The 21,367-nt window shown below is 69.7% G+C and carries 22 protein-coding genes; 6 read left to right on the top strand and 16 right to left on the bottom strand.

Annotation, left to right across the window (positions count from 1 at the left end):
* Positions 1-525: 525 nt before the first annotated feature.
* Entirely contained in the window at positions 526-1,221 is a 696-nt protein-coding gene (locus AVR91_RS10580; RefSeq protein ID WP_063273653.1) for an alpha/beta hydrolase, read from the bottom strand.
* 151 nt (positions 1,222-1,372) lie between these two features.
* Here AVR91_RS10580 and AVR91_RS10575 point away from each other — a divergent pair, with 151 nt between their 5' ends.
* Positions 1,373-2,251 (top strand): AraC family transcriptional regulator, encoded by an 879-nt coding sequence (locus AVR91_RS10575; RefSeq protein ID WP_211282686.1) that lies wholly within the window; start codon positions 1,373-1,375, stop codon positions 2,249-2,251.
* A 31-nt stretch (positions 2,252-2,282) separates the two neighbouring features.
* On the opposite strand, the gene AVR91_RS43140 is transcribed toward AVR91_RS10575, so the two are convergent.
* The 7 genes from AVR91_RS43140 to AVR91_RS10540 all read right to left on the bottom strand — a co-directional run bounded on the left by AVR91_RS43140 (position 2,283) and on the right by AVR91_RS10540 (position 7,398).
* Complete coding sequence (locus AVR91_RS43140; RefSeq protein WP_228709174.1) at positions 2,283-2,705, bottom strand: STAS domain-containing protein; 423 nt, start codon at positions 2,703-2,705, stop codon at positions 2,283-2,285.
* A 270-nt stretch (positions 2,706-2,975) separates the two neighbouring features.
* On the bottom strand, positions 2,976-4,169 hold the full coding sequence (locus tag AVR91_RS10565; protein WP_063273650.1) for a PP2C family protein-serine/threonine phosphatase: 1,194 nt from the start codon (positions 4,167-4,169) through the stop codon (positions 2,976-2,978).
* Positions 4,166-5,164 carry an ATP-binding protein gene (locus AVR91_RS10560; protein ID WP_063273649.1) on the bottom strand — a complete coding sequence of 333 codons (999 nt, stop codon included), beginning with the start codon at positions 5,162-5,164 and terminating at the stop codon, positions 4,166-4,168. The genes AVR91_RS10565 and AVR91_RS10560 overlap by 4 nt, the downstream gene beginning before the upstream one ends.
* Positions 5,161-5,592, bottom strand: a complete 432-nt coding sequence (locus AVR91_RS10555) for an anti-sigma regulatory factor (protein ID WP_063273648.1) — start codon at positions 5,590-5,592, stop codon at positions 5,161-5,163. The genes AVR91_RS10560 and AVR91_RS10555 overlap by 4 nt, the downstream gene beginning before the upstream one ends.
* Positions 5,582-5,980 carry an STAS domain-containing protein gene (locus tag AVR91_RS10550; RefSeq protein WP_063273647.1) on the bottom strand — a complete coding sequence of 133 codons (399 nt, stop codon included), beginning with the start codon at positions 5,978-5,980 and terminating at the stop codon, positions 5,582-5,584. Before AVR91_RS10550 ends, AVR91_RS10555 begins: the two co-directional genes overlap by 11 nt.
* Positions 5,977-6,840, bottom strand: a complete 864-nt coding sequence (locus AVR91_RS10545) for an STAS domain-containing protein (protein ID WP_063273646.1) — start codon at positions 6,838-6,840, stop codon at positions 5,977-5,979. The genes AVR91_RS10550 and AVR91_RS10545 overlap by 4 nt, the downstream gene beginning before the upstream one ends.
* Before the next feature lie 108 nt (positions 6,841-6,948).
* Entirely contained in the window at positions 6,949-7,398 is a 450-nt protein-coding gene (locus AVR91_RS10540; protein ID WP_228694912.1) for a MarR family transcriptional regulator, read from the bottom strand.
* A 141-nt stretch (positions 7,399-7,539) separates the two neighbouring features.
* On the opposite strand from AVR91_RS10540, the gene AVR91_RS10535 reads away from it, so the two are divergent.
* Complete coding sequence (locus AVR91_RS10535; protein WP_083737472.1) at positions 7,540-8,760, top strand: PP2C family protein-serine/threonine phosphatase; 1,221 nt, start codon at positions 7,540-7,542, stop codon at positions 8,758-8,760.
* A gap of 15 nt (positions 8,761-8,775) precedes the next feature.
* Here the strand turns inward: AVR91_RS10535 and AVR91_RS42385 are convergent, their stop codons facing one another.
* Complete coding sequence (locus AVR91_RS42385) at positions 8,776-8,982, bottom strand: hypothetical protein (protein ID WP_083737470.1); 207 nt, start codon at positions 8,980-8,982, stop codon at positions 8,776-8,778.
* A 222-nt stretch (positions 8,983-9,204) separates the two neighbouring features.
* Positions 9,205-10,551, bottom strand: coding sequence for an AAA family ATPase (locus AVR91_RS10530; protein WP_228709172.1), 1,347 nt, complete (start codon positions 10,549-10,551; stop codon positions 9,205-9,207).
* A gap of 143 nt (positions 10,552-10,694) precedes the next feature.
* Between AVR91_RS10530 and AVR91_RS10525 the strand changes: the two genes are divergently transcribed.
* From AVR91_RS10525 to AVR91_RS10515, 3 genes are all read left to right on the top strand, one after another.
* Entirely contained in the window at positions 10,695-11,042 is a 348-nt protein-coding gene (locus AVR91_RS10525; RefSeq protein ID WP_228688223.1) for a PadR family transcriptional regulator, read from the top strand.
* Complete coding sequence (locus AVR91_RS10520; RefSeq protein ID WP_143253947.1) at positions 11,039-12,034, top strand: hypothetical protein; 996 nt, start codon at positions 11,039-11,041, stop codon at positions 12,032-12,034. Before AVR91_RS10525 ends, AVR91_RS10520 begins: the two co-directional genes overlap by 4 nt.
* A gap of 181 nt (positions 12,035-12,215) precedes the next feature.
* Positions 12,216-13,250 carry a helix-turn-helix domain-containing protein gene (locus AVR91_RS10515; RefSeq protein WP_063273643.1) on the top strand — a complete coding sequence of 345 codons (1,035 nt, stop codon included), beginning with the start codon at positions 12,216-12,218 and terminating at the stop codon, positions 13,248-13,250.
* Here AVR91_RS10515 and AVR91_RS10510 read toward each other — a convergent pair.
* The 5 genes from AVR91_RS10510 to AVR91_RS10490 all read right to left on the bottom strand — a co-directional run bounded on the left by AVR91_RS10510 (position 13,213) and on the right by AVR91_RS10490 (position 19,810).
* The gene (locus AVR91_RS10510) at positions 13,213-17,241 is read right to left on the bottom strand and encodes a S8 family serine peptidase (RefSeq protein WP_228709171.1); all 4,029 of its coding nucleotides are present in this window, start codon (positions 17,239-17,241) and stop codon (positions 13,213-13,215) included. The two genes, AVR91_RS10515 and AVR91_RS10510, sit on opposite strands and share 38 nt — an antisense overlap.
* 204 nt (positions 17,242-17,445) lie before the next feature.
* Positions 17,446-18,075: a lamin tail domain-containing protein gene (locus tag AVR91_RS10505; RefSeq protein WP_228708175.1), complete on the bottom strand. Its 630-nt coding sequence runs from the start codon at positions 18,073-18,075 to the stop codon at positions 17,446-17,448.
* Positions 18,076-18,209: 134 nt separating this feature from the next.
* A complete protein-coding gene (locus AVR91_RS10500) occupies positions 18,210-18,494 on the bottom strand; it encodes a helix-turn-helix domain-containing protein (protein ID WP_063273640.1) in 285 nt (94 codons plus the stop codon).
* 32 nt (positions 18,495-18,526) lie between these two features.
* Positions 18,527-19,027, bottom strand: coding sequence for a lamin tail domain-containing protein (locus AVR91_RS10495; RefSeq protein WP_063273639.1), 501 nt, complete (start codon positions 19,025-19,027; stop codon positions 18,527-18,529).
* 87 nt (positions 19,028-19,114) lie between these two features.
* Complete coding sequence (locus AVR91_RS10490; protein ID WP_076857303.1) at positions 19,115-19,810, bottom strand: response regulator transcription factor; 696 nt, start codon at positions 19,808-19,810, stop codon at positions 19,115-19,117.
* Positions 19,811-20,321: 511 nt separating this feature from the next.
* On the opposite strand from AVR91_RS10490, the gene AVR91_RS10485 reads away from it, so the two are divergent.
* Positions 20,322-20,738, top strand: coding sequence for a GNAT family N-acetyltransferase (locus AVR91_RS10485; RefSeq protein WP_063273638.1), 417 nt, complete (start codon positions 20,322-20,324; stop codon positions 20,736-20,738).
* A 52-nt stretch (positions 20,739-20,790) separates the two neighbouring features.
* Here AVR91_RS10485 and AVR91_RS10480 read toward each other — a convergent pair whose 3' ends face one another.
* A complete protein-coding gene (locus AVR91_RS10480) occupies positions 20,791-21,315 on the bottom strand; it encodes a cysteine dioxygenase family protein (protein WP_063273637.1) in 525 nt (174 codons plus the stop codon).
* Positions 21,316-21,367 lie beyond the last annotated feature (52 nt).

Below are 21,367 nucleotides of genomic sequence, written 5' to 3'. Positions count from 1 at the left end.
TCAGGTCTCAAGGCCTCGTCGTCGGCAAATCCTCGCGCCCCGGCGGGCGAGGACACCGAGGAGTTCACCGCGGAAGGGAGGGCTGGCCGCGAGGTCGAGGTCACCGGAGAAGGACACGGTGGCAAGGGCGGTACTGGTTTCTAGGCTCGGCTCGCCGCCGTCGGGCTCGCTACAGGTGTCCGACGTACCGCATGGCCCCGACGACGAAGGCGCCTTTCTCGCCTGCGCATTCTGAATTGCTTTTCGAAGGCGGAGCACGAACAGTCGCTGGGCTTCACTCCGGATATCCTGGCGCGAAAGTGTCGTCGGGGCCGCGAACGGCGAGCGGTCGGACTCCCGATAAAAGTGCACTTAAGTGGTGACTACGGCGTGGGTGAAGCAGCGGGCGGGTGCGGATGACGCTGAATCTGGAGTGGGCCGGCCCCGACCGCTTCGATGTGAAGCGAGATGTCACGTGATCACCGTCGAGGTGGCGGAGCGCAGGCACCTGGAGGTGTGATGCCTGCGCCCCGTCGTTCCGAGCTGTCAACCGGCGAGATCGTCGACCGCGGTGTCGATGAGGTCGGTGACCGGACCGGGTTGTGACGCGAGGGAGGCGTGGCTGGCGTCGAGTTCGATGATCTGGCGCGGGTTCATCCGCTCGGCCATACGGCGTTCGTTGTCGGGGTGGATCATGCGGTCGGCGGTGGACACCTGGTACCACGACGGCTTGGCCTTCCAGGCCGGGCTCGTCACGGTGTCGCCGAAGGTCGATCCCAAGGGCGCCTTCTGGGTGACGGCCATGACGAGGGCCTCGTCTTCGGTCAGGTCCTGCGCGAAGCTCTCCCGGAACTTCTCCGGTTTGATCCACAGGTAGCCGTCGGAGTCGGGGGCGATGTTGTCGAACGCGGCGGGCGGGTGCTCCTGGCTGATCTGGCCGGGGCTTTCCCCGGCGTCGGGGGCGAACGCGGCGATGTAGACCAGGCCTGCCACGTTGGGCAGATCGCCGGCTTCGGTGATGACGGCACCGCCGTAGGAGTGCCCGACCAGCACCACGGGGCCGTCGATCTGCTGGACCATCTTCCGGGTCCGCTCGGCGTCGTCGGCGAGTGAGGTGAGCGGGTTCTCCACCGCGTGCAGGGAGTCGTAGCCTCTCCGGGCCAGCTCGAGGATGACTTTCTCCCAGTGTGCGGCGCCGCCCCAGAAACCGTGGACCAGGACGATGGCGGGTTTGTCGGACATGACTCGTGGCTCCTCGGGTCGGGACGCGCTGGCTGCTGCTTGACCAGCGCCGGGTGCTGAATCACCATATTTGGACGATGAGGCAAAAAACATGACCGTTCACCCGCCGTTCTTTGCAGATCCCCCGGGAGGGGTCATCGAATCGGAGTCGGTGGAACATGACGTGCTGTCCGACGTGCTCGGCACGATCGGGCTACGGGGGAACAGGCTGTCCCGCACCACGCTGCGGCGCGGACGAACCGCCACGGTTCCCGCCGGGCCCTGCGTTCTGCACCTGGTCGAGCTGGGGACGGTCCGGATCGCCGTCCCCGGCGATGACGCGAGCGATCTCCACAAGGGCGACCTTGTTCTCTTGCCGCACGGTCATCGGCACACCCTCCACGCCCCCGACGACGCGTCGGCCGTCCCCGAAACGGGAGCACGGTGGCTGACCGGAACACTGACCTTCGACGCCGGCCTGGCCGACCAATTACTCGAATCGCTGCCGCCCTTGCTCGTCCTGCCCGCATCCTCCGACGAGCGGCGGCACTGGCACGAGATCAGCCACCAGCTCCTCGCCCTCGAGATCACCGACCCTCGGCCCGGCGGCGCCGCCATGGTGTCGCGGATCCTGGACCTGCTGTTCATCCAGGTCCTTCGTGCGTGGGCCGCGGCCACACCGGACCGGACCGGCTGGCTCGTCGCGGTCATGGATCCGGGCATCGGCCGTGCGCTGACCGCGATCCACCGGCATCACGACCGGCCATGGACCGTCGGGGAGCTGGCCGCTCTCGCGAACCTGTCCCGGTCCACTTTCGCCGAGAGGTTCAGCGCGTTGGTCGGCGAACCGCCCGGCGCCTACCTCATCAATCGCAGGCTCGATCACGCCACAGAACTCCTGCGCCGCGGCAACAGTCCTATCGCGACCATCGCGACCACGGTCGGCTACACCTCCGAGGCGGCCTTCAGCCGCGCTTTCCGGCGCCGTTTCGACACCACACCCCAAAGGTGGCGCAGTGGTACGTCATCGGCACGCCGTGATTCCCGGTAGTGCGGATCGCCGATCGCCCCTGCCCGCGGTGTCAGCGTTCGGGCCGTGGGCGTCGGTTCGGGACTTCAAGGGCTTCGTCGACGGTGTGGTAGAGCCTCAGCACGATGTCGAGTCCGGTGATTTCGATGGGCCGGATCACGGGGCTGTTGGAGTCGACGGCGACGCGCAGTGATTTTCCTTGTTCTTTCGCATAATCGTCGGTGGTGATCAGGGTGGCGAGGCCGGCGGAGTCGAGGAAGTCCACTGTGGTCAGATCCAGAACGCAGGTGCCCGCGGTGCCGTCGATCGCGGCTATGACCGCTGCGCGCAGTGTCGGCGCGGCCTCGGTGTCGACTTCGCCGGTCACCGCGACCACGATGCTTCCGCTCACGACGCGGCTGACGATCTCCAGGTCGGGTGGCGGTGGCTCGGCCTGGGACGGTTGAACCCACGGTGCAACGCGAGCTCGACCCATACGGTTTTGTGGTCGGCGTGGTTCTGGACGCCCCAGGTGGAGGAGAGCCGGTCGATCAGCATGAGTCCACGCCCGCCGGAACCGTCCGGGGTCCGGCGCCGCGGTTGACGCGGCGAGGCGTCGTCGACCTCGATCCGTACGTACCGGCCCTGAGGTGCGAGTCCGATGCGGCAGGCGCGCGGCGCGTCGCCGTGCTGGTGTGGCACAGCACCTGCCGGACGCCATGACGGACGTCCCTGGTCGCGGTGGTGTCCAGGTCATAGGCCACGGCTACGGTGAAATGGTCGCGGGCCTGCGTTTGATCGCGATGATGACGGTGTCGTCGGCGTGCAGGACGATGTCGTGCATTTCGGCGGCGAGCGCGCTGGGAATCGTCGCGGTGGGTTCTCCGGCGTGGCGCGGCATCGCGGCCAGTAGCCGGGCTTCGCCTTCCTGATGGTTCTTGCGGCTTTCGGTCAAACCGTCGGTGTACAGGAGGAGCAGGTCGCCCGCGGCGAGGGTGCGGCTGACCAGGCTTCCGTTGCCAGGGTCGGGAAATCCGATACCTCTCCCGACGATGGAAGGCACCAGGAGTTCGGTGTCGCCCTCGGCGGTGACGAGGACCGGTCGAGGATGGCTGCCGTTGGCGACGGCGACGTCGCCGGTCACCGGGTCGAGCCTGACGAGCAGCACGGTCGCCATCAAGCCGGGCTCGATGGTCGCCAAAGTGCCGGCGGCACGGGCGATCAGGTCGTGGAGCGGATGGCCTTCCAGCGCCAGGGTGCGGATGGCGTGGGTGACGGTCAGCGCGTGCCGGGTCGAGGTGACGCCGTGGCCGACGGCGTCGACGAGGGTGATGTGCACGTTCCCGTCGGGCAGAACGAACCAGTCATAGAGATCGCCTCCGGTCGGGGAGTCCGGTTCGCTGGGCGCGTAGTGCACGGCCAGGTCGAAAGCGTCCACGTGTGGTGGCGGCGGGCGAAGCGCGTCTTCGAGTTCGCGGAAGATCACCGCGTGGGCCTGCCGGAGTTGTTCGTCCCGTTCCTCGAGTTCGACGTACATGGCGAGCACGCCGCTGTTGGTTTCGGCGAGTTCGTGTTTGAGTTCGCGCTGCTCCTGGGTGATGGTGTCGGCGCGGGCGATCAGGGCGAGCATTTCCTCGCGGGTGGCCAGTTCGTCTTCGACGGGAACCGTCGCCGCGTCGTGTCCGGCGGCGAGGTGCCAGGTCAGGATCGCGCTGTCGCCGGCATCGGGCAGCAGGGGCAGGGCGTTGCGGTGATCTTGCCCGACCGGGCCGGGCAACCGGACGGTGACGGCCAGTCTGCCGTTGCCCGCATGGGTCGACAGCTCGGATGGCTGCCCCGCGTGCTCGGCGAGCAGGGTCACCGCGAGGACCAGTTTGGCGCGGTCGTCGACGGCGACCCCCGCGGCGGCGCAAGCTTCGCGAAGGCGGTGGCGTAGCCGGTCGGTGGGGGAGTGCGTCATGGTGTGCCTGTTCCGGATCCGACCGCGATCAGGGTGGCGTCGTCGTGGGGGTCGCGGTGCTGGTGGGCGAGGTCGGCGGCGAGGAGTGCCGGGACCGGGAGTGGGCCGAGGGGTGCGGCACCGCGCCAGCCGTTGCCGATTCCGTCGGTGTGCAGGACGACGAGGTGGTGTTCGGGCAGGTCCATGGTCCGGACGTGGGGGTCTGGCATGGTGAAGCCGACGATGCCGGGCATGCTGAGCAGCGGCCGGCTTTGTCCCGGTGTCAGCACCAGGCCGCCGATGTTCCCGACGCCGCAGAATTCGAGCAGGCCACCGGAGATCCGGGCCAGCGCGACCGCGGCGCCGCGGGTCTGTCGCAGCGTCCGGTGCATGGTGGTGAGGTGGTCGCGCAGCGGGCGGCCCGGGTTGCGGCGGAAGAGGTCGATCGCGGTCTCCGCCGCTTCGGCCGCCCCACGGCCGTGGCCGAGGCCGTCCACGACGGCGATGGTCCGCGCACCGGGCAGGTTGGCGAGCGCCAGGCCGTCACCGCACCGGTCTTCGCCTTCGCGCGCCAGGCGGACGTGAGCGACAGCCGTGGCGATGGTGCCCGTGACCAGTGTTCGTGCCGCCGCCGTGGTGCCCGATCCTGCCGCCGACCGGATCCGGAATTCGGTGGCCAGCCTGCCGACGGCGCCGAGGCCGGTGCCGAGTGTCGCGGTCGTGCTGTGGCCGTCGACGCGCCAGTAGTCCAGATCGGCCATGCCCGGCCCGGAGTCCGCGGCGTAGATGTCCACACCGGCCCCCGCGAGGGAACGGTGGATGAAGACCGTGCCGTCGGTGGCGTGTTTGTCGATGTTGCCCGCCAGTTCGGAGGCGATGACGGCCGCGCGCTCGGCCAATACCTCCGGCAGCCCCGCTTCCGCGGCGACTTCCCGGGCGACGCGTGCCGCCGTGTACACCGCGCTGATGTGGTCGATGCGGATCTGGCGGGTGAGGTCCGCGACGGTGACGGTCATGGTTTCCAGCGCACGATCGTGACCGTGGTGCCGCGGCCGGGAGCGGTGTCGATGGTGAACTCGTCGACGAGGCGCCGCGTTCCGCCGAGGCCGTGCCCGAGGCCGGCGCCGGTGCTGAACCCGTCGGCCATGGCCTGCTCGACGTCGGCGATTCCGGGGCCTTCGTCGCGTACGGTCAGCTCTAGGCCCACCCTGCCCTCTCGTACGACGGTGATCGTCATCGAGCCCCCGCCACCATGGATGTAGGCGTTGCGGACCAGTTCACTGGCCGCGGTGACGATTTTCGTCTGGTCGACGATGGAGAAGCCCACCGCGACCGCGCAGGCCCGCACGGCGTGGCGGGCGGTGAGGAGGTCTTCCTCGGCGCGGACCGCGTGTTCGCGTGCGGGGAGGTCGCGGCCGGAACCGGTGAGTTCGTCAGGAAGCATGAGGCGCCTCTTCGGCGGCCTCGGCGGGTCGGCGCCACCCCAGCAGTTCCATCGCCTGTTCCGCGTTGAGCGCGGTCTGGACGCCGGTGAGCCGCAGGCCGAGCTCGGACAGGGTGATCGCGACCGCGGGGCGCATCCCGGCGACGATCATCCGCGCGCCGAGCAGACGTCCGGTGGCGGCCAGCTGCATCAGCACCCGGGCGACGAAGGAATCGATGATCTCCAGCCGGGAGATGTCGAGGATGACCCCGCGGATCGCCTCGTCGGAGATGCGGGTGGTGAGTTCGTCGGTGAACCGCAGCGCGGTGGTGTCGTCCAGATCCGCCAGCAGCCCGCTGATCAGGATGTCGCCGAGCCGCAGGATCGGCAGGCCCGCGTCGGCGGTCACCCCGTCACCGCACCGGTGCGGTCGCCGAGCAGCTCCAGCGCGGCGGCGAGCGCGTCGGCCAGCGAGCCGCGCGTCACGATGTGGGAGAGATCGATACCGAGCTGTGTGACCGTCTGCGCGATCGACGGACGGACACCGCTGATCAGGCATTCGGCGCCCATGAGCCGCACCGCGCTGACCGTTTGCAGCAGATGCTGTGCCACCGCGGTGTCCACTGTGGACACGCCGGTGATGTCGATGATCGCCACGCGGGCTTCGTGGGTTTGGATCGCCTCGAGCAGGCTGTTCATCACGACCTGCGTGCGGGCGCTGTCGAGGGTGCCGATCAGGGGCACGGCCAGTACCTGCCGCCACAGCCGCACCACCGGGGTCGACAGCTCCAGCATCTGCTGGTGCTGGCGGCGGATGATCTCCTCGCGCCCTTCGACGTAGACCGAGAAGGTGAGCAGGCTCGCGGCGTCCAAGAGCTGATTGACCAGCAGCGACGTCTCATAGCGCAGTGCCGGGTCCTCGCTCCGGCGTTCCACCGCGGCCATGGTGGTGTGTTTCAGCGCGAGGATCGCCGTGGCCGTGAGAGCGGGTGCGGTACCGGCGCGAGCGCGCCGTTCGGAAAGCCCGCGCAGGGCGGAGCGGACCGCCTGGTCGCGTTCGATGATCTGGCTCAGCGGCATTCCGATGGCGAGCGCGTCACGGAGCGCGCCCAGCAATTCGGTCGCCTCGCGCCGCAGCGCGGTCTCGTCGAGCCGGGCGGGCGAGTCGGCCAGCTGCCACCGAACCCACTCGTCGACCAGCTCGCCGTGGTCCTCGCCGAAGATCCGCGACAGCAAGTCCCGGACGGCGGAGTCGTCCGTCCTCAGCACTGGGGCCTCCCAGGAGCTCCAGGCCGCCGTCCGGCATCCGCGGCAACGACCGTTGTCATATGACAATAGTTAGCCTACTGGAGAGAATCGGATGCGCCATACCCGGATCTAGTCGCCCGCCGCGGCCTCACGGAATTCCCGGAGACCCGTGGCGAGCGCCGCCCTCGTCTCGGGGGTGAGCTTCGCCAGCACGGCCTGCAGGCTTTCCCGCCGCCGAGCCCGCAGATCCTGCAGATACGCGCGGCCACGGTCGCTGAGCCGCAACGTGATTTCGCGGCGGCTGGCCGAACTGGGCAGCCGTTCGAGGAATCCGACGGCCTCCAGCCGGTCGCACAGGCGGCTCACCAGCGGAGGGGTGGAGCCGAGGACGTCGGCGAGTGCGCGCAGGTTCAGGCCGTCGTGGTGATCGAGTGCCACGACGGCGCGTACCTGGGACGTCGACAGCGGACGCGGTGACGCCTCGCGAGCCCGCTCGAACATGATCTCGAGCAGCTCGGCCGTCTCGGTCACGGCCGCCGCCACCGTCTCGGTGCCAGGCGGCTCGGAGGACCGATTCACAGCCCCACTCTCGCATCCTTATGCTGAACTGTCAGCTCAGCTCACCGCGGCACGTCCTGCGACCGGTCCGACGGAGCGGTGCGGACTCACTCCCGTGTACTCGATCCGAGGACCGGGTTCGGGCGAGCGGAAGGCAACCCGGTGGACAGATCCTTGGCAGTCGAGCGTGTCCTGCGCGGTGTCCAGCCTCATGCGCTGCTCGACGGGCTGCGCGCGGCGTTGAGCGAGCACTTCGGTGCCGGCGCCGTCGAGCTGCTGATGGCCGACTACAGCCTCACCGAACTGCGGCGAGTGACCGTCCTGCCGTACACGACCGAGCCGATGCCGGTCGACGGCACCGCGGCGGGTGAGGCCTTCACCAGCCAGTCGGCGACGTTCGAACCCGACGGAGACGGTATCCGCGCCAACCTCCCGGTCACCGTGCGCGGCGACCGGCTCGGCGTCCTGGTCGTCACGCTGCCCGAAGAGCCGGAACCACCGGTGTGGGCCGAACTCGGCCGGTTCGCCGAGGCGCTCGGGCACGAGGTGTTCGTCGCCGACCGTGACACCGATCTGTACGTGCAGGCCCGCCGCTCGTCACGGCTGACGCTCGCCGCGGAGATGCAGTGGCAGCTGCTCCCCGGCCGTGCGTGCAGCCGGCCCGAATTCGCGCTCGGTGGCCAGCTGGAACCCGCCTACGCCATCTACGGCGACTGCTTCGACTGGTCGGCCTCCGCCCGCACCTTGGCGGTCACCTTGGTCAACGGCATGGGCGAAGGCAGCAGCGCCGCCCTGCTGACCAACCTCGCCGTCAACGCGCTGCGCAACGCCCGCCGCGCCGGGATTCCCCTTGACGCGCAAGCGGAACTCGCCGACCAAGCCATCTACGCGCAGCACCGCGGCCAGGAACACGTGGCCACGCTCCTGCTGGAATTCGACCTCGCGACCGGTGGGATCACCGCGGTCGACGCGGGCTCGCCCCGCCTCTGGCGGCTCCGTGACGGCAAGGCCGAGCGAGTCCACTTCGACGAACAGCTTCCCCTCGGCACCTTCGAAGACACCCTCTACACCGCCGAAACCCTGCAGGCCCTGCCCGGCGACCGGTTCGTCTTCGTCAGCGACGGCGTGTACAACGCGGCCGGACCGCATGGGGAACTTTACGGCGACCGCGAACTGACACAGGCCATCCTCGCGACCACGGACCTCCCCGCGGCCCACGTTCCGAGCGCCGTCTTGACCGAACTGCACGACCGTCGCGACGGCGGGCTGGCCGCCGACGACGCCATGGTCGTCTGCCTCGACTGGTTCGGCTCGAATCCCAGCGTCGACCGGGAATCCGACATCACCTCCGCGACCACCGGAGACACGGCGATCCGACGCTGAAACGGCGCTGGAGGATCAGTCGCCGCCGGGTTCGGGCCACGCCAGGTCGGCGCCGAGTGCCGCGGTGAGGCGGGTGATCGTCTGGCGACTGGTCTGGTCATCGACGTGCTCGGGAAGCCAGGCGCAGGCGATGTAGGTGGCGGTGGCGCGGGCGGTGGACAGGCATTCCTCGATCTGGGCGAGGGAAGGCCCCGGGCCGGAAGAAAAGCGCGCGCCAGGCACCTGGGCTCCGTCGATGATGTCGATGTCGACGTGGAGGTAGACCGGGAGGTGGCCGAGTTCGTCGAGGGCGTCCCGCTCGGCGGCGCGTTGCGCCTTTATGTCCGTTTCTGGACGGGGTCGTGAGTGCTAATGAGGGTTAGAACCACCCAAATCACTCACGACGGTGCCAGGTCTCCGTGGTGAGCATGCTCGCCCCGCCGACTCCATCACGCCACCTTTGCCCTAGATACGGGCGAGTCCGCGGTAGGGCCGCACGACCGCTTCGACGAACGCCGTGACCTGCTCGTCGATATGCGTCTTTTCCTCGGAGTCGTTGTCGACCAGGAACAGCCGTCCGGCGATGTTCTTCTGTGCCTTCAGGAGCGCGAAATCGTCCCTGCTGTAAAGGGTGTCCGCGGCGTTGCTGGGCAGCCGGTGGTCGTCGGACACCTCGAGACTGATCGACTGTCCCGCCACCGAGATCTTCGGTGGCTCGCCCCGCCTGGCCAGCCGGGCGGCGCGCTCGGTGTCGGAGGCGCGGACGTGGATGATCTGCGACGCCGCCAGCACCTCGTCGCCGAAGACCTGGAGCGCGCCGATCGTGTCGGCCCTGGCGAACTCGACGATCGTGATCGGGTTGCTCCGGCGGTTTTCCCAGACCCGGTGGCCGAGCGTGTGCAGGGCCGGCCGGAGATCGTCCTCGTGCTCCACCTGGAACGCGCCGCCCTCCTGGGCGCTGAAACCCGCGCCGCGACCGTCGCCGAGGAGCATCAGGGCGTGGAGGAATTCTTCGAACGCGTAGACGTAGTCGTTGAGCTCGTCGACCCGCATCCGCCACCGCCGGAGCTCTTCGGCGAGCGCCCGCCGGACCAGTGACTTGCCTGCCCCCGGCAGCCCGGTGACGAAGACGACCGGCGCCCGGTGACGGAACGCCAGATGCCGCAGGACCGCGTCTTGCGCTTCGGCCGACAGCTGATACGCCGCGCGCTGCTCCCGGATCCGGTCCGCGAGGCCCGCGTTGCTCCCGGCGAGGAGCTCCCCGGCCAGGAACGATTCGATGGGTTCGGATTCGCTCCACGTCTTGTCGAAGTGGCTGCGGAACACCTTGGCGGCGGAGATCTCGTCCAGCCGTTCGGGCCGGTCCTTCCCGCCGTTGCGCCGGTTGAGCACCGTGTGGTGCTCCGAGCCGGAGAACAGGTGATACGACAGGTGATCCGCGGTCAGCGCGCGGGACACGCGGACTTCGATACCCGCGCCGAGCAGCTCCGCTCCGGCGGTGAGGGAAGCGGGCTCGGTCCGGGTGATCACCCGGGCCCCGCGACGGCCGTTGATCTGCGACCACGATTCCTGGATCTCGGCGAGCACCGGGGAGCCTTCCGCCGGAAGCAGATTCGGGACCAGCGCGTCGAGCCGGTCGACGTTGTCGTTCTTGGAGATGACGAGCATCTCCGCCAGGTAGTTCCGCCGGGTCATCCGCTGGGAGAGCCCGGTCGGCAGACGGGTGCGACGCCACAGGAACCTGACGGTCGCCACGATGAGCGCGACGGCCACGCCGCTGGTCACGGGCACGAGGAGCTGGCTCCAGTTCATCGTGGTCACCTGTCCGGCGCGGTTGTCGGGATGCCTAAGCCAAAGTTTAGGCGAGCCGAACTTTCTTTTCAAGCATGGCGCATTCCAGCTCTGGTCCAGCTTCGACGATGGCAGAATATATCGGCTAGCGATATATTCTGCCCATGGTTGGTCGAACGATGACGGAGCAGGCGTTCTTCGTCCTCACCGCGCTCGTGGACACGCCGCGTCATGGGTACGGGATCGTCGGCGAGGTGGGCGATCTTTCGGACGGTCGGGTGAAGCTGAAGGTGGGCACGCTGTACGGCGTGCTGGATCGGCTGGTCGCGGACGGCCTGGTCGAGCCGGACCGGGAGGAGGTCGCCAACGGGCGGCTCCGCCGGTACTACCGGCTGACCGAGGACGGCCGCACGGCGCTCACCGCCGAGGTCCGACGGCAGACGGCGAACGCCCGCGCAGCCTCGGAACGGCTGCGCGCGTGGCGGCCCGCGGACACCGGCGGCCTGGCGTGAACCGCCTGGAGGAGCGGTACCGGCGGGTGCTGCGGCTGCTGCCCGCCTCCTATCGGCGGGCGTGGGAGGAGGACATGGTCGCCACCTTCCTGTACAGCGAGATGCCGGAGGACGCCGAGGACGCGGAGTTCGCCGCCGACCACGGCCGGCCGAGCTGGCCGGAGGTGGCGAGCGTCGCGGCGCTGGCGGTGCGGCTGCGGCTGGGAGGTGACGGCGCGCCGCTCCGCTACCTCGTCTGGGGTGAGACGGTCCGGCGGCTGGCGCTGGTGGGGTTGCTCGTGCAGGCGGTGGCCGCCGTGGCGGGTATCGGGGCGTGGCTGTGGTCTCCCTCGGCGACGAATCCGATCGCGGCCGACGTGCGAACCCTGCTCGGCTTGGTCTGGGTGGCGGCGTATCTGTGCCTGGTGACCGGCCGGTGGCGTGCGGCGCGGTGGCTCGCGGTGACGGCCCTGGCTCAGGCCGCGGTCTTCTTCGGCGTGGATCTCGTGGCCGTCGAGGGTGCGTACGGGCTGTCCGGGACCGTCGGACTCCTGCTGGAGGCGCTGCCGGTGGTGGCACTGGTCGCGTTCCATCGGCAGGCCCCACCGGTGAAAGCGCGGCCGTGGCTCGTCGCGCTGCTCGCCGGCGTCGGCCTCCTGACGGTCGCGATGCCGGTCACCTATGTCAGCGTTCCGGCGCTCGTGGACTGGCCGGGCGTGGTCTGTGTGGCGGTCTTCGCCGCCGCGGTCGTCTACTTGAGCGTGCCTCGCCTTGGCTGGCGGAGTGCCGCGGTGTCGTGGTCGACGACGCTCGCTTCGCTCGCGCTGGTCGCCCTCGTGCAGCGGGTCGTGACGCTGCTGGACTACCTCCGGCTCGCGGCCCGCACCGCGGAACTGGACCTCATGACCGCGATCGCCGCCGGGCAGACCGTGGCGGTTCTGGCGGTAGCGGTACCGCTCGCGGTGCTCGCCGCCAAGGCCGTGCGCGCGTTGCCGCCGGTCGCCGCCCGGTGACGCGCACGAAGAGACGGACGTTCGCCGCTCGCGTCGGGGTCGGGCCCATCTCTACGGGGAGGCCAAGGCGTGGCGGCGGCTCTCGACTGACCACAGTGGACGGTACGACGCGTGCCTTTTGCCCGCCGGATGCCGGCGGTATGGTCGGGCGAAGGCGACCGCGGCTGCGGCGGGAGACGATTTGCTGGACATCATCGGGCTGAGTGAAACCGACGTCGAGGTCTACGATGCTTTCGCCGGCACCGGTTCGCTGACCGTCGCCGAAATCCGGCAACGCACCGGGATGTCCCGGCAACGGCTGCTCCGGGTTCTGCCCGTGCTGACCGAAAAAGGTTTGCTCGTCAGGCTTCCCGGCCCGGCGGAGGCGTATTCGGCGGTGCGGCCGGAGATAGCGCTGGACGCGATGCTCCGGCTGAAGGAGCAGGAGCTCGCGAGTGCCCGGCTGGTCGCCGACCGGTTGCGCGAGCGGTACCGGGCGACGTCCGGCGAACGCCCGGTCGATCTCATCGAGGTGATCCACGGCGACGCGCTCATCGCCGACCGGGCCGATCGGCTGCTGCGCTCGGCCGAGCGGGAAGTCGCCTTCGTCGACAAACCGCCATACGCGCAAACGCCGGGCGTGCTCCACCCCGCCGAACGAGATCTCCTCGGCCGGGGAGTGCGCTTTCGCGGGGTGTACGAGCGCAGTGCGCTGGAAATGCACGACCTGTCATCGGACCTCGAGGCGGGCCTCGCGCTCGGCGAGGAGGCCCGGGTGGTCACCATCGCCCCGCTCAAGATGATCGTGGTCGACCGGCGCGTCGGACTGGTGCCGCTGCGTTCCGATCTCCCCGAGGTCGGTGCGGCGCTGGTGATCCGTCCGTGCGCCCTGCTCGACGCGCTCAGCGCGGTCTTCGACTTCCTTTGGCAGACAGGGCTTCCGCTGCGCCTGCCCGGTTCGGCCGAACTGGCGGACGTCGCGCCCTCCGACGACGCCCGCCTGCTCGCCCTGCTGACCACGGGGCTGCCGGACCGGAGCATCGCCAAACAGCTCGGCATGAGCTACCGGACCTTCCAGCGACGCCTGCGCGATCTCATGACCGCCCTCGGTGCGACGACCCGGTTCCAGGCCGGGCTTCAGGTCGCCACCCGGGGCTGGGTCACCTTGCCGGCGACCCAACCCACTCAGGAGGAGGACGTCAGCGAACGCGAGGGTTCGCCTTCGCCGCCTCCGTGAGCGCGTAGGCCCGCTGGACCGTCCGCGTCACGGTGTTTCCGGAGCTGTCCCGCGCTTCCGAGCGCAACCAGACGAATCCGTCGGTCGTGTCGAGTCGCGGGTGGGTCACCGTCACCGACCAGAGCCCGTTCCCGCCCGGCCGGACGGTCGCCGCCGCCCAGGTGCGCCCGCCGTCCGTCGACGACGACACCTGCAGCCGCGTCACCGGTCCGCCGCCCCGTGCGCCGCTGTGCGAGCCGGCGGACACGTCGAAGGTGAACGGCCGTCCTGCCGGTGCGCGGCCGCCGAGGTCCAGTGGCAACCGGTGGTCCAGCTGGATGAGCGGCTGGAAGGAACACGACTTTCCCGAGCCGTGACAGGAGAACCCGAGCGGTGCCGCGGCAGCGGATCGCGCGGAGGCGAACGTCCACGACGTATCGGTCCTCGGGGCGTGCTGGAACAGCGCCCCACTCGGGATGCCGACCTGCGCCTGGCCGGGCATCACGTCGGACACGTCCAGCCGGTAGGTGGCCGGGGCCGGTGCGAGCCGGAACTCCGGGATGAGCGCGAGCGGATCGTCCGCGTTGGAGCGCGGGATCTCGATCCCGTCCCGGTACAGCCGGGCCGTGGTCGCCGCGAAGTACCGCGCGTTCTCGTAGGGATTCGAGTAGTGCCCGCCCGCCGTGCCGTCCATCCACTGCAGGCCGGGGACGAACAGGTCGGGATCCGTGCCGCCGCGGCACATCGAGCACAGCACCGCCCAGCCGGTGGCCGTCGCCGGATAGCGGGCCGGATGGTCGGCGGGCAGTTCCACCGCGCCGCCGTGCAGCGGTGCGCGGAACCAGTACTCGTCCGGCCTCGACCGCTCGCCCGCGCGGTAGACGTTCTGCGCGTTCATGCTCAGCGCGGCGCGGCGGCCCGCGGTGTCGTTGCCGGACAGGGTGACGACCCGTTTCCAGACCAGCCGATCGTCCGCCGGTCCGGTGTATTCGGTCCACGAGCCGGGAACCGGGATCTTCGTGCCCTGCACCGCCTGCGTCTTCCACAGGCCGGTCGGGAAGGCGTACCAGTTCTTCTGTCCGGTCAGCCCCGGTTTTTCGGCGTGGTAGCCGGTTTTCGTGGCGACCAGGGTCTTCTGGTCGACCCGCCGGACGAGCTCCTTCGGCACCCCGTTGGCGTCGAGGTAGCTGAGGTTGTACATCACGTCCGGAGCGGCGCGCACCAGCAGGCGCACCGAAACGGCACCGGCGGTCCGCAGCTTTTCGCCTTCGTCCCAGCCGAGGGACAGGGTCGGCACCACCGCGCTGCTGAGGCCCGGAACGCTCAGCGAACCCGGCGAACCGGCGTAGGGGATCAGCGCCGCCCCACCCGCGGCGGACACCGCGCGTGCCGCGTTCGCGATGCCCGCGGCGACCGCGCTCACCGGGTCCGGTGCTCCGGCCGGAACCGGAATCCTTACCAGGACGGCCTTTCCGCGGACGTCGAGGCCGGTGAGGTCACCCGCGCCGCCGAACACGACCGGCAGTGTCCGGTCCCCGGGCGACTTCGCCGTCAACGTCGGCACGTCGTACGCCGGGTTCAGCGCGGCCGAGGCGCCGCCGGTGATCCGCATCTCGACCGCGGTCTGGGCCAGTGTCGCGCTGTCCTGCAACGAAATCGCACCCGCCGACGTGGCCGCCGCCGGTGTCACGCGCACTTCCCAGCCCGCGCCCGAGGCCAGCCCGGCTTCGCCGACGTAGCCGTTCACCCCCGCCCCGCCGGGGATCACGCGCCGCAGCATCACCGTGCGGTCCCGCAGATCGGTGGGGGTGGGCGTGATCAGCCCGGCTGGGACGGCGCTCGCCGCGTTCAGCGCGATCTCCGCCGGGCCGGTGACGGCGACCTGCGTCGCGCTCATCGCCGACCAGCGGCGCACCGTCAGCCCGCGCTCCATCACCCAGCCGAGCGCCGAATAGCGGCCGGCGGGCACGAGCACCCGGCCGACCCCGTCGACCAGGCCGACCTGCTGGCTGACCTGATCGAGAAACGGGTCGTTGCGGTTACCCGCACCGGCCGCGTCGTCGATCAGCTGGGCCGACGCGGACTGGGCGGGTCCACCGGCCGAATCCCGGACCCGGATCGTCACCGGGAACAGTTCGGCCGCGTTGTAGGTGCTCACGGGCGTCCGCACCGCGTTGGTCCCGTCCGCGGTCGTGGCCACCACGGCGCCGCCGTAGACGCCCGCCGTACCTTCGTTCGGGTACACGGCGAGATCGACGGTGATGCTCGACTTCGGCGGGATCGACAGCTCCGTCTTCGTCAGGCGCATCCCGGTGCCCGGCTCGGCGCCGCCGTCCCACGGCCGCACGGTCAGCTTCAGGTTCAGGTCCAGCGGCCGGTCCCCGGTGTTGGTGTAGGACAGCTGCCGGACGACCTGTGCCGAGGCGTTGGTGGTCCGCTCGTTGCGGCCGAAGCTCGCGACGGCGGTGCCGGTCGCCTTCTGCGACACGGCCCGCGCGACGTCGAGGAGTCCGGCGCCCTGCTCGAACCAGCGGAGGCCGACGTCCTCGGCCGTGGTGACGAGCGTGTTCTTCAGTGCCTGCCAGGTCAGCCCCGGTCGTTGCTGCAGCAGGATCGCCGCGGCGCCCGCGACGTGCGGAGCCGCCATGGAAGTGCCCGACGCGGCGGTGTAGGAGCCGTCGACCGGTTCGCCCAGCGCGGTGTCCGCGGCCCGGGCGGCGACGATCCCGACACCGGGCGCGGTGATCTCCGGTTTGACCGAGGCGTCCCGCAACCGCGGCCCGCGGCTGCTGAACCAGGCGATCTTGTCGTCCCGGTCGAGCGCCCCGACGGTGAGCGCGGACGTCGCCGCCCCCGGGGTCGTGACGGTCCGGTCGCCCGGCCCGGAATTCCCGGCCGCGACCACGAACAGCGTGCCGGACTTCGCCGAAAGCGAGTCGAGCTGCTCGCTCATCGGGTCGGCCCCGTCGCTGACGCCGGCACCGAGGCTGAGGTTCACGATCTTCGCGCCTTGCGCGACGGCCCAGTCGATCCCGGCCATGACCTGTGCGGTGTCACCCTCGCCGGAGGCGTCGAAAACCTTGGCCACCACCAGATTCGCGTCCGGTGCCACGCCCTTGTACCGGCCGCCCGAGGCGGCGCCGGTGCCGGCGACGATCGACGCGACGTGGGTGCCGTGGCCATGACGGTCCACGACGTCGCCTTCCCCGCTGAAGTCGGCGGAGGCGACCGTCTTGCCGGCCAGGTCGGGATGGTTCTCGTCGATCCCGGTGTCCACCACCGCGACCGTGGTCCCCTTCCCGGTCCAGCCGCCGCTCCACGCCGACGGCGCGCCGGCCCGCGCGGCACTCCTGTCCAGCGTCACCCGGACCTTCCTGTCCAGCCGGACTTGTGAGATCCCTTGCGTCAACACGGGTTTCCCGCCCGCGTCGAACGCGACCAGTGAACGCCAGAACTCCGCCGTCCCTGCCTTCGCCACCTGTACTCCCACTCCGTTGGCCGTGACGAGCGGGGTGTGCCGCTGGGTCTGCGGAAGCGACTTCGCCTTCGCGTCCAGAGTCCGGGCGGACAGCCCCCGCCGGTCGCCGTAGCGCACGATGACGGGGATCGTCGTGCTCGCCGCGTCGTCACGCCGGTCTCCGACGAGCGCGGTGACGTTGAACAGCTCCGGGCTCAGCAATCCCTTGCCGACGAACGGAAGCGCGTCCGACGGGTACACCATCAGCCCTTCGGCCGTGGTCGTGATCTGGAACGCCGGGCTCGGCCGGTCCGGCCGCACCGCCGGTTCGACCTGTGCGGTGCCGTGCCCGGCGCCGTCTCGTTCGTAGGTCACCACGTCGCCGGTGAGCAGCGTGACGCGATGGACGTCCGGCCGCCCGGAGACGGAAGCGGGGCCGGACCCGGCGGCGGTCGCGATCGCCGGTAGAGGGGTGAGGGCGACCAGTGCGGAGGCCGCCAGGATCGCCACCGGGTGCCAGGGGTGTCTCGTCAGGTGAGGGGAACGGGGGAACATCGAGCCTCACTCTCCTCGGATAGTGAGAAGCGGCCGTGGGCACGGCCGCCGCGAAGATGGAGTTTCCCGAGGATGAGGCAGGAGTTCGGCGATGAACACAATTCTCGCTGGCGGTATGTCGCCGTTGGCGAGATACCGCCATGGAAGGGCCCGGACCGCCGGCGGCGGCCCGGGCCCGGGCGGGACGGGTCGGTCCTGTGGGACTTACAGACCCGGGGTGCGCAGCTGGAGCGAGAAGTCCTGCCGGTTGTTGTCGGTGTCGGTGCTCAGGATGTTGCGGGTGTTCGCCGCGTTGAGCTGGTCGGTGACGGCGTTCTCCGGGACGGCGGCCTGGCCTTCACGCGGGGTCACGACCGCGTTGCTGAAGGCCACCCCGTCGATCTTCGCGCTCGCCATGTTCTGCAACGAGAGCCCACCGGCGGTCGGGATGCCCTCGGCGCCGGTCAGCGTGAAGGGGATGACGTAGGTCTGGTCGACGATGGTGCCGGAGAAGTTCTGTCCGACCAGGACCGCGTACTGGCCCGCGTTGCCCTTCGGCTGCAGGATCGTGCCGGCCGGCAGGACGATGGTGTCGGTCACGACGTTCGACGGCGAGTAGATCCGGATCACGTAGCCGCTCACGTCCTGCGGCTGGTTCGAGACGTTGCGCAGCTCGATGAATTCGTCGAGCAGACCGTTCACGCCGCGGGTCGAAACCTCGTTGACGACCACGGTGGACGAGACGAGCGGGGCGGCCTCGGTGCCCTCGCTCTCGCCAGCCGCGTTCGCGACACCACCGGCCATACCCATCGCCAGCATTGCGAATACCGCCGAAGCGCCCAGAATTCGTCGCACGGGAAATTCCTTTCAGCTTGATTTTCGGGGGATTCGTCCGTCGGCCCGGAATGCTTTCCGCCGGTGCCGACACCGACAATCATGCGAGAACCGCGATGCCGCCGGGAAGGGGCCAATTTTCCGGTACTTTCGCGTTACGCGGTAAATGTCCGGCGGCGCCTTCTCGCGACCGCGGCGGCGAGCTCGAGTTCGCGGCTCGACGTGTCCAGCACATCTCCGAGCCATTGCCGCCAATAGGGGCCGGGAATGCGTTTTCCCCGCTCCCAGCGGGAAATCTCTTCCCTGGTCACGCTGTCGTTGCCGGAGAGGGTGTGCAACCTCGCGACCAGGTCGCCTTGTGACCATCCTTTCGCGATTCGCTGTTCGGTGAGCAGTTCGCCCAGCGGGATCCCGTCCCCGCGTTCGCTGTACGCGGTCACGACCGCACCTTTCTCGTACTGGCGGAGCGCTTTCAGCCGGGTGGTCGCACGCAGCCGAAGTCGGCCTTGTTGTCGTCGGTGTCGCGGCTGGCGGCGTCCCTCGCCTGGGCGAGCCCTGGACAGGAGACGGCGGCCTGGTTCTCGCGGCAGGGCGACGACGGCGCCCATCCGACACTGTCGACCTTGGCCCCTCGCCGGTCCAGCAGCATCTCGCCGTCCCCGGCGATCGTCTCGACGACCAGCCGCTGCACCGATCCGCCGAAGCCCTGCGCGGTGATGAGGAAGTGTTCACCGGCGGGGATCTCGCTCCCGGCGGGCATGGTGGCCAGCTCGGCAGGCGCGGCTCCGCCCGTGCACGCCTGAATGGACCAGCCACCGATGTCGAGGGTGGCGGCGCCGGTGTTGTGCAGGTCGATGTACCCTGCCGGGCCGCCGAGCACCTCGTGGATCTTGACCGACGAAGCCCGCACGGTGTCCGGGGCGGGGGTTCCGGCGAGCGCGAGGAGCAGGAACAGGGAACCTGGCTTCGTCATGCAGGCAACGCTAGGAAAACGATGCCGGTGCCACAGGATACGGCGGGTACCGAACCTCATCGGGTCTCGGTACTTCCGGTACATCGCTCACCCGGGCGGGCTAGCCGCGGTGTGCAACTCACCTTCGCACGAAGTCGTCTCCAGCCGTGGCAACGGGTTGCCGCCCGGCCGGAACCGCAGGGCGCGGAACAGGTCCCGCCTGCTGCCGAAGCCCAGCTTCTGCAGGATCCGGCTGACGTAGTTCTTCACGGTCTGCGTCGCGAGGTGCAGTTCTTCGGCGATCTCGTCGTTCGACCACCGGTAGAGGACCAGCGCGAGGATCTCCTCCTCCCGTCTGGTCATCGCGCTCGCGTAGTGCACGGCCTCGGTGACCGGCGGCGGCGTTCCGCCCGCCTGCACGCACACCCGCTGGCCGGCGAGCGTGGAGCGCACCGCCGACATCACCTGGCCGCCGCTGGCCGATTTGTGCACGAAGCTGTCCGCGCCCGCGTTCAGTGCCATGGCGATGGCCGATGGCGACGAATCACCGGCGAAGACCAGGACGGTCGCCCGTTCGAACTGTTCCTTCACGAACCGGCAGATCGCGGTCCCGGCGGGCTCACCCCAGATCGACAGCTCGGTGATGACCATGTCGGGATGGCGTTTTTCGCACTGCCACAACGCTTCCGGCTCGCTCGCGGCTTCGGCCACCGCCCCCACCCCCGCCGAATCCCGCAACAGCCTGCTGAGCGCGTATCTGATGAGGGGTTGATCGTCTACTACGAGCGTGGTGACGCGGTTCATGGTTCCCCTTGGGGTATCGACGGGCGCCCGGTGTGGCCCGGGCCGTGCGGTCGGCCCCGGGCCGGGTGGCGCTCGCATTCGCCGAGAACAGGTTTGCTCGCTCGGGCGATCCGTCGAACCGACCGTCGCGGCGACGTCGGTACTCATTTTTCGCCGAATCCTCTTTCGTCGCGGTCCGGCAGCGATCTTCCCGCTTATCCGCGCGAGTGAGGACCAGCAATCGGGTGACAACGGCGAAAAGCGGCCACGCGGGGCGCCGGATCTGGGCCGGACGGCGGAACGGGGATACAGATTCCGAACGCGCCGTACTCCAGACGTGGAAAGCCGGGCCGAGTTGTCCGATCGTGTGACATACGGGCCCGATATCGCCTTCGTGAACTCGATTTCCCGGGTCCGGTATTCGGCGGGGTCCATTGTGGAGGCCGGGCTCCCTCGGGGCCCGGCCTCCGGACGCGCGCGCACCGGGTGCGACGCTGTAGGCCGTTGGTGTGAGAGAAAGGGCAAGCCCGTCATGGACGACTCTTACCGCCTGGAGGCGGGCTCCCCGTCGGTCGACGACTACCTACGGCTGCGTCGCGAGGCCGGGCTCAGCGAACCGCCCAGGGAGCAGGCGGAGCGCGGGGTCGGCGGCGCTTGGGCGTCGGTCCGGGTCGTCCACCGGACCTCCGGCGAGATCGTCGGGATGGGCCGGGTGATCAGCGACGGCGGGTGGTACTTCCACATCGTCGACATGGCCGTCCTGCCCGCCCATCAGCGTCGAGGTATCGGGGACGCCGTCCTCGAAGGCCTTCTCGCCGCGATCGACGCCGAGGCTCCCGGCGCGTACGTCAATTTGCTCGGCGATCCGCCCGGATGGCGGCTCTACGAACGGCACGGCTTCGTCGAAACCGCTCCCGGGACCATCGGTATGCGGCGGCAAAACACCTGACCGGCCTCGATGGGGATGCCAATAGGCGAAATGGGCCCATCGATTGCGCCTTTCACCGCGCGGTGGCGCGCATCCGGTAATTGCGGCGTACGCTCGTTCCCTTGCTGAGGTCGGCACCGTACACGTGCAAGGTGATGGCGACGGTGTCGCCCGCGTTGTGCACCTGGTGGATGTCGTCGGGCGGGGCGACGCCGCTCACCGAGCCGGCCGGGCGTTGCCGCTGGGCCGTCCGGACCAGCCTGTCACCGTCGATGTCGAAGATGGTCTCGGTCTCGGTCCCTTGCAGGACAAGGAATGTGCACCACACCAGATGATCGTGGATCTCGGTGAGCTGGCCGGGCCGCCAGACCAGCGCGACGATCGAAAAGGCGGACTCGGCGTGCAGTGTGGTGCGGGTGTACCCCTCGGGGGAGCCGGCGCGTTCCGCCGTGGTGAGCAGCCGCGGAGTCGGCCGGAGTTCGGTGAGAACGGTCGCCACGGCTTGCGCGGTGACCAGGGGTTCGGACGGCCTTTCGGTGCATTGGCTCAGACGTTTTATCAGCTCCGGGAGGCCGGGTCTCAGAGTGGTCACGGTCATTTTCGTCCTCCTTCTCGTCGCTTTTCATCGTGGCCCGCTGTCCGGTCGTCGT

Source organism: Amycolatopsis keratiniphila subsp. keratiniphila (genome assembly GCF_001620365.2).
Taxonomy (GTDB): domain Bacteria; phylum Actinomycetota; class Actinomycetes; order Mycobacteriales; family Pseudonocardiaceae; genus Amycolatopsis; species Amycolatopsis keratiniphila.
Note: the sequence above shows the minus strand (reverse complement) of the source record. Positions and strands in the feature narration are given on the sequence as shown.

What these genes read in the sequence shown, in the direction of transcription:
- AVR91_RS10580 (WP_063273653.1), bottom strand. Translation starts at nt 1,221, where the DNA reads ATGTCCGACAAACCCGCCATCGTCCTGGTCCACGGTTTCTGGGGCGGC.
- AVR91_RS43140 (WP_228709174.1), bottom strand. Translation starts at nt 2,705, where the DNA reads ATGGGTCGAGCTCGCGTTGCACCGTGGGTTCAACCGTCCCAGGCCGAG.
- AVR91_RS10565 (WP_063273650.1), bottom strand. Translation starts at nt 4,169, where the DNA reads ATGACGCACTCCCCCACCGACCGGCTACGCCACCGCCTTCGCGAAGCT.
- AVR91_RS10560 (WP_063273649.1), bottom strand. Translation starts at nt 5,164, where the DNA reads ATGACCGTCACCGTCGCGGACCTCACCCGCCAGATCCGCATCGACCAC.
- AVR91_RS10555 (WP_063273648.1), bottom strand. Translation starts at nt 5,592, where the DNA reads ATGCTTCCTGACGAACTCACCGGTTCCGGCCGCGACCTCCCCGCACGC.
- AVR91_RS10530 (WP_228709172.1), bottom strand. Translation starts at nt 10,551, where the DNA reads ATGAACTGGAGCCAGCTCCTCGTGCCCGTGACCAGCGGCGTGGCCGTC.
- AVR91_RS10525 (WP_228688223.1), top strand. Translation starts at nt 10,695, where the DNA reads ATGGTTGGTCGAACGATGACGGAGCAGGCGTTCTTCGTCCTCACCGCG.
- AVR91_RS10510 (WP_228709171.1), bottom strand. Translation starts at nt 17,241, where the DNA reads ATGTTCCCCCGTTCCCCTCACCTGACGAGACACCCCTGGCACCCGGTG.
- AVR91_RS10495 (WP_063273639.1), bottom strand. Translation starts at nt 19,027, where the DNA reads ATGACGAAGCCAGGTTCCCTGTTCCTGCTCCTCGCGCTCGCCGGAACC.
- AVR91_RS10490 (WP_076857303.1), bottom strand. Translation starts at nt 19,810, where the DNA reads ATGAACCGCGTCACCACGCTCGTAGTAGACGATCAACCCCTCATCAGA.
- AVR91_RS10485 (WP_063273638.1), top strand. Translation starts at nt 20,322, where the DNA reads ATGGACGACTCTTACCGCCTGGAGGCGGGCTCCCCGTCGGTCGACGAC.
- AVR91_RS10480 (WP_063273637.1), bottom strand. Translation starts at nt 21,315, where the DNA reads ATGACCGTGACCACTCTGAGACCCGGCCTCCCGGAGCTGATAAAACGT.